Origin of the sequence: Mesorhizobium sp. M4A.F.Ca.ET.050.02.1.1, from assembly GCF_003997725.1 — a bacterium.
Lineage (GTDB): Bacteria > Pseudomonadota > Alphaproteobacteria > Rhizobiales > Rhizobiaceae > Mesorhizobium.
This window is the reverse complement of record NZ_RZSG01000339.1, coordinates 1-6,128: the sequence shown is the minus strand read 5'-3', so window position 1 is coordinate 6,128 and position 6,128 is coordinate 1. Positions and strand designations below refer to the sequence as shown.

Annotated in this window: 8 protein-coding genes; 6 read left to right on the top strand and 2 right to left on the bottom strand. The window is 65.9% G+C overall.

The genetic code is table 11. The features are described from left to right. Positions 1–853, top strand: an 853-nt coding sequence (locus tag EOA33_RS20785) for an FGGY-family carbohydrate kinase (protein WP_245482394.1), incomplete at its 5' end; no start/stop codon positions are given. Positions 854–1,050: 197 nt separating this feature from the next. Here EOA33_RS20785 and EOA33_RS20775 read toward each other — a convergent pair. Beyond that, positions 1,051–1,413, bottom strand: coding sequence for a nuclear transport factor 2 family protein (locus EOA33_RS20775; protein ID WP_126056933.1), 363 nt, complete (start codon positions 1,411–1,413; stop codon positions 1,051–1,053). 114 nt (positions 1,414–1,527) lie between these two features. Here EOA33_RS20775 and xylA point away from each other — a divergent pair, with 114 nt between their 5' ends. Further along, the gene (xylA, locus tag EOA33_RS20770; RefSeq protein ID WP_127406449.1) at positions 1,528–2,853 is read left to right on the top strand and encodes a xylose isomerase; all 1,326 of its coding nucleotides are present in this window, start codon (positions 1,528–1,530) and stop codon (positions 2,851–2,853) included. Positions 2,854–3,039: 186 nt separating this feature from the next. Then, the gene (locus tag EOA33_RS20765; protein WP_126056931.1) at positions 3,040–3,249 is read left to right on the top strand and encodes a hypothetical protein; all 210 of its coding nucleotides are present in this window, start codon (positions 3,040–3,042) and stop codon (positions 3,247–3,249) included. A 1-nt stretch (position 3,250) separates the two neighbouring features. Here the strand turns inward: EOA33_RS20765 and EOA33_RS20760 are convergent, their stop codons facing one another. Then, positions 3,251–4,231 carry a GlxA family transcriptional regulator gene (locus EOA33_RS20760; protein WP_126056930.1) on the bottom strand — a complete coding sequence of 327 codons (981 nt, stop codon included), beginning with the start codon at positions 4,229–4,231 and terminating at the stop codon, positions 3,251–3,253. Between the two features lie 76 nt (positions 4,232–4,307). On the opposite strand from EOA33_RS20760, the gene EOA33_RS20755 reads away from it, so the two are divergent. From EOA33_RS20755 to EOA33_RS20745, 3 genes are all read left to right on the top strand, one after another. Further along, positions 4,308–5,225 (top strand): 3-keto-5-aminohexanoate cleavage protein, encoded by a 918-nt coding sequence (locus EOA33_RS20755; RefSeq protein WP_126056929.1) that lies wholly within the window; start codon positions 4,308–4,310, stop codon positions 5,223–5,225. Between the two features lie 14 nt (positions 5,226–5,239). Beyond that, the gene (locus tag EOA33_RS20750; RefSeq protein WP_126056928.1) at positions 5,240–5,869 is read left to right on the top strand and encodes an HD domain-containing protein; all 630 of its coding nucleotides are present in this window, start codon (positions 5,240–5,242) and stop codon (positions 5,867–5,869) included. After that, positions 5,866–6,128: 3-hydroxyacyl-CoA dehydrogenase NAD-binding domain-containing protein (locus tag EOA33_RS20745; RefSeq protein ID WP_245482393.1), on the top strand; the 263-nt coding region annotated here is incomplete at its 3' end. The genes EOA33_RS20750 and EOA33_RS20745, both read left to right, overlap by 4 nt.

Below are 6,128 nucleotides of genomic sequence, written 5' to 3'. Positions count from 1 at the left end.
GTCGCTGGTCGAGGGCACGGCGAAGGCCGGCGCCTTGCGCGCCGAGCTTGCCGCCAAATGGGGCGTTGCAGCAGGCATTCCGATCGCCGGCGGCGCCGGCGACAATGCGGCCTCGGCCTGCGGCATGGGCACGGTCGGCGCCGGCCACGCCTTTGTGTCGCTCGGCACCTCCGGCGTGCTGTTCGCCGCCAACGCCGCCTACCTGCCCAATCCGGCAAGCGCGGTGCACACCTTCTGCCACGCGCTGCCCGACACCTGGCACCAGATGGGCGTTATCCTGTCGGCCACCGATTCGCTCAACTGGCTGTCGGAGATCACCGGCAAAAGCGCCGGCGAATTGACCGCCGAGCTCGGCGATACGCTCAAGGCGCCGACCGGTGTGTCCTTCCTGCCCTATCTCTCAGGCGAGCGCACGCCGTACAATGATTCCGCCATTCGTGGCTCGTTCACCGGCCTGGCGCATGAAACCGGCCGCGCCGTGCTGACGCAGGCCGTGCTCGAAGGCGTCGCCTTTGCCTTCCGCGACAGTCTCGAAGCGCTGAAGACGGCCGGCACGACGCTGACCCGGGTCACGGCGATCGGCGGCGGGTCGCGCTCGCGCTACTGGCTGAAGGCGATTGCCACGGCCTTGCAGGTGCCGGTGGACATCCCGGCCGATGGCGATTTCGGCGCCGCGTTCGGCGCGGCCCGGCTCGGCCTGATCGCCGCGACCGGCGCCGATCCGCTTGCCGTGTGCACCGCGCCGGCGACCGACGCCACGATCGATCCGGACGCCGGGCTTGGCGGGGCCTTCGCCGACGCCTACCAGCGCTACAGGGCGCTTTATCCGGCGATCAGGGCGGCAACCGCGTGAGCGGGCGCGAGGCACCCCCCTCTGCCCTGCCGGGCATCTCCCCCTCAAGGGGGGAGATCAGCAGCGTCGACGGCTATGCCAGTCTTGCAAGGTCAGTGATTGGCGAAGGCGGAAAAGCCAGCCAATCTCCCCCCTTGAGGGGGAGATGGCCGGCAGGCCAGAGGGGGGTGCTTGGCGCCCACCTCAACAGCAAAGCCTCACTGCGCCGGCACCTTGTCCAAAAACCCGGTGACGCTCTTCAGGCGGCCGTTCTCGATGACGGCGATGTCGGTGCCTTCGATGACCGACTCGGTGCCCTCCGGGCCGAGATTCCACGAGAAGCGGATCTGATCGGCAAACCCGTCCGGCTGGCCCTTCAGCGAGAAGCGGAACCCGGCGAAGCGTTGCTGCACGCCGTCGATCAGCGCGGCGATGCCTGCGTGGCCGTCGCCCTGCATGATCGGATCGCGGTAGCTGACGTCGCTGGTGAAGGCCGCTTCGAGCAGAGCCTTGCGGCGGCCCGCATCGCTCTCGTTCCAGGCGGTGATGTAGTTCCGGGCGATCGTGTTGAGGTCGGTCATGGTCTTCATCCTTCGTTGGATCGTTTCGACATGACCCTTTTCGACCAGCGCCGGCATGAAACCAATTACGCCTGAGGTAATGGCGGACAGGAACCTGCGAGAGGAAGGACGATCATGAGCAGCGGATTTTTCGGCGACATCCAGACGATCAAGTACGAGGGACCGGATTCGACCAATCCGCTCGCCTACCGGTTCTACAACCCGGACGAGTTGGTCGCCGGCAAGCGGCTGGAAGACCATCTGCGCTTTGCCGTCGCCTATTGGCATTCCTTCGCCTGGCCCGGCGGCGACCCGTTCGGCGGCCAGACCTTCGATCGCCCCTGGTTCGCCAAACCCGGCGGCATCGACACGATGGAGCTGGCGAAGCTCAAGGCCGACGTCGCCTTCGAGATGTTCTCGCTGCTCGGCGCGCCCTATTTCTGCTTCCACGACGCCGACGTCCGGCCCGAGGGCAAGGATTTTTCCGAGAGCGCTGCGCGCCTCGACGAGATCGCCGACTATTTTGCCGCCAAGATGAGAGAGACCGGCGTCAAGCTGCTGTGGGGCACGGCGAACTTGTTCTCGCACCGCCGCTTCATGTCCGGCGCGGCCACCAATCCCGATCCGGATGTCTTCGCCTATGCGGCGGCGACGGTGAAAAGCTGCATCGACGTCACCAAGCGGCTGAAGGGCGAGAATTACGTGCTGTGGGGTGGCCGCGAAGGCTACGAGACGCTGCTCAACACCGATCTTGGCCGCGAGCAGGAGCAGGCCGGACGCTTCCTCAGCCTGGTCGTCGACTACAAGCACAAGATCGGTTTCAAGGGCACCATCCTGATCGAACCGAAGCCGCAGGAGCCGACAAAGCACCAGTACGATTACGACGTCGCCACTGTCTACGGCTTCCTCAAGCGTTTTGGGCTGGAGAAGGAAGTGAAACTCAACATCGAGCAGGGGCACGCCATCCTCGCCGGCCATTCCTTCGAGCATGAATTGGCGCTCGCCAATGCCCTCGGCGTCTTCGGTTCGATCGACATGAACCGCAACGACTACCAGTCGGGCTGGGACACCGACCAGTTCCCCAACAACGTGCCGGAAATGGCGCTCGCCTACTACCAGGTCCTGCAGGGCGGCGGCTTCAAGACCGGCGGCACCAACTTCGATGCCAAGCTGCGGCGCCAGTCGCTCGACCCGCAGGACCTGCTGATCGGCCATATCGGCGGCATGGATGCCTGCGCGCGCGGCCTCAAGGCGGCGGCCAGGATGATCGAGGACAAGGCGCTGTCGGCCCCGCTGGCCGAGCGCTATGCCGGCTGGAACACCGCCGAAGGCAAGGCGATGCTGTCGGGCAAGCGCACGCTGGAGGAGATCGCCGAGCGGGTGGTCAAGAAGAAGATCGAGCCGCAGCCGCGCTCCGGCCGCCAGGAGCTGCTGGAAAACATCGTCAACCGCTATGTGTGAGGCAGGGCGCCGGCCCTAACTCAAGCAGCCGCTAAGATAAAACGGCTTTGCGCGGGGCTGAAACCGACGACAAGGTTTTGCCCCGCGCCGCCCCTCAATAGCCTCTCTCTTGCCTTCAAACAGCCGTCACGGATTTCCTATAGTGTCGGCTCGTGGCGGGAATCAGGAAGAAGGAGGCGAAACGATATGCAGCACGAACGCGAAATCGACGCCCTGCTCTCATCTGGCGAGGCTGGCTCGATCATCGACCGGCTGATGGCATTGCCGCACGGCAAGGCCGGTTCACGCGGCGCGACCGAATGGGATCGCGCGGTCGCCAGCCGCTTCGAGACCCATATTGCAAGGCAGATGCGCTCCGAGATCGACAGCGCCAGCACCCGGCAGACCGCCGCGTAGCCTATCCCCGGCGGAGCCTCACCGGCGCTTCGCCGAAAGCCCTCGAAAATGCCCTGGAAAATGCCGCCGCGGAGGAGAATCCCGTCCGCCCGGCAATGTCGGCCATGGCGATCCGCGTGTCGACCACCAGGCGCCGGGCGGCGCTGAGGCGCAGCCGCAGATAATAGGCGCCGGGCGTCTCGCCGATCGACTTGCGGAAGATGCTTTCCAGCGTCCGCGCCGTCACGCCGGCGCGCTTGGCCACGGCGTCGATGGTCAGCGGCTGGTCGACATGCGATTCCATCAGCCGGATCGCCTGCGCCAGCCTTGGGTCGTAGCCGTCGAGCCGCCCGAGCGAGACCAGCGGCTGCGCATCGGTCGCGGCGCGCGCCTGGTCGTAGATGAACACGCTCGCCACATCGAGCGCCACGGCCATGCCGAGCCTGGTCCGCACCAGATGCAGCATCAGATCGAAGGTCGGCGAGGCGCCGCCGGACGTGAAGACAGGCCCGTCGATGACATAGCGGTCCGGACGCACGTCGACGCCCGGGAAGGCGGCGGAAAAATCCTCCATGTCCTCCCAATGCGTGGTGGCGCTTCGCCCTTCGAGCAGACCGGCCCGCGCCACCAGCCAGGTGCCGGCCTCGACGCCGCCGCAGGCGCGGGCCGCACGTGCTGCCCTGCGCAACCCCGCAAGCAGCGCCGCCGTGGCATAATTCTGCGTGCCGAAGCCGGCGACGACGACCAACACATCGGTCGGCTCGGCGGCATCGAAGCGGCCGCTGACCGCCACCGGCAGGCCACATGTCGTAACCGGCGCCTCACCCGTCACCGAGACCAGCTTGAAGTCGAACAGCGTGTCGCCCGAGATGCGGTTGGCGGCGCGCAGCGGGTCGACGGCCGAGGCCACGCACATGATCGACGAGCCGGAGAACACCAGGAGCGTCACCTTGAGCGTTTCGTGTTCGGCGCGAAAGATCGTCGGCTTTTCGCTTTTAGTCATGTCAGCTTCGTAAAGCGCAAAACAGTTTCCGGCAAGTCGGTCATTGTTGGGTCTGTCTTGATTGGGAGAAAGTCCAATGCCGCTCGCAATGAACCGTGAGGTCTTCATTACCTGTGCCGTGACCGGGTCCGGCGGCTCGCAGGACCGCAGTCCGCATGTGCCGCGCTCCCCCAAGCAGATCGCCGATTCGGCGATCGACGCCGCCAAGGCGGGTGCGGCGATCGTCCACTGCCATGTCCGCGATCCCGAGACCGGCAAGCCCAGGCGCGACATCCATCTCTATCGCGAGGTGACCGAGCGCATCCGCGAGGCCAATGTCGACGTGGTGCTCAACCTCACCGCCGGCATGGGCGGCGACATGGTGTTCGGCTCGCCGGAGGCGCCGCTGCCGCTGAAAGAGAAGGGCACCGACATGGGCGGCGCCACCAACCGCATGGAACATGTGCGCCAGTGCCTGCCGGAGATCTGCACGCTGGATTGCGGCACGATGAACTTCGCCGAGGCAGACTATGTGATGACCAACACGCCCGGCATGCTGCGCGCCATGGGCGGCATGATGACGGCGCTTGGCGTCAAGCCCGAGATCGAGGCCTTCGACACCGGCCATCTGTGGTTCGCCAAGCAGCTGGTCGAGGAGCAGGTGCTGAAGCCGGACGCGCTGGTGCAGCTGTGCATGGGTGTGCCGTGGGGCGCGCCGGATGACCTCAATACCTTCATGGCCATGGTCAACAACGTGCCGTCGACCTGGAACTGGTCGGCCTTCTCGATCGGCCGCAACCAGATGGCCTATGCGGCGGCCGCGGTGCTCGCCGGGGGCAATGTCCGCGTCGGTCTTGAGGACAATCTTTGGCTGGACAAGGGCGTGCTGGCGACCAACGCGCAGCTCGTCGATCGTGCCGCCAGCATCGTCACCAATCTCGGCGCCAGGATCCTCGGGCCGGAGGAAGTGCGCAAGAAGCTCAACCTCACCAAGCGGGCGCCGATCGCAGCATAAGGCGGGGGCTGACCATGGCGACCGTCAAATTCACCGCGATGAAGGATGGCGACAGGGAAGACTACGAATTCCTGACCGCCCATGAGGTCGACTACGCTGCGAAAACCGGCGAGCGGCTGCTCGACGCGCTGGTGCAGCTCGACGAGGGCCTCTCCGGCTACAAGATCACCCGGCTCGGCCATTCGCTGCAGGCGGCGACGCGGGCCTGGCGCGATGGCGCCGACACTGACTGGATCGCCTGCGCGTTGCTGCACGACATCGGCGATATCTACGCGCCCTACAATCACGACGAATACGCGGCCGCGATCCTGAAGCCCTTCGTGCGCGAACAGTGCACCTGGGTGGTGGAGAAGCACGGCGATTTCCAGCGCCTCTATTACGCGCATCATCTCGGCGGCAACCGCCACGCCCGTGACCGCTTCGCCGGCCATCCCTATTTCGACGACTGCGACCGGTTCTGCGAGCGCTGGGACCAGTCGAGCTTCGACCCCGATTACGACACGCTGCCGATCGAGTTCTTCCGGCCCTTCGTGCTCGAAGTCTTCGCCCGCAAGGCCTACGACCCGGCCGTGATCCGCGCCGGTGAGCGTGTGCCGCTTACCGATCCCGAAACAGCCAAGACCAGAACCGGAGCTTCCGCATGAGCATCATCAACAAGGCAGCCGCCATCGGCGGCGGCGTCATCGGCGCCGGCTGGGTGGCGCGGCTGCTTTTGAACGGCATCGATGTTTCGATTTTCGATCCCGATCCCGAGGCGTCGCGCAAGGTCGGCGAGGTGATGAAGGGCGCCCGCCGCGCCTATAAGCAGATGCTGCCCGGCGGCCTGCCCAAGGAAGGCAAGCTGACCTTCGCCAAGACCATCGCCGAGGCGGTCGCCGACGCCGATTTCATCCAGGAAAGCGT

Coding starts and splice junctions, on each gene's coding strand:
- EOA33_RS20775 (WP_126056933.1), bottom strand. CDS start 1,413: ATGACCGACCTCAACACGATCGCCCGGAACTACATCACCGCCTGGAAC.
- xylA (WP_127406449.1), top strand. CDS start 1,528: ATGAGCAGCGGATTTTTCGGCGACATCCAGACGATCAAGTACGAGGGA.
- EOA33_RS20765 (WP_126056931.1), top strand. CDS start 3,040: ATGCAGCACGAACGCGAAATCGACGCCCTGCTCTCATCTGGCGAGGCT.
- EOA33_RS20760 (WP_126056930.1), bottom strand. CDS start 4,231: ATGACTAAAAGCGAAAAGCCGACGATCTTTCGCGCCGAACACGAAACG.
- EOA33_RS20755 (WP_126056929.1), top strand. CDS start 4,308: ATGCCGCTCGCAATGAACCGTGAGGTCTTCATTACCTGTGCCGTGACC.
- EOA33_RS20750 (WP_126056928.1), top strand. CDS start 5,240: ATGGCGACCGTCAAATTCACCGCGATGAAGGATGGCGACAGGGAAGAC.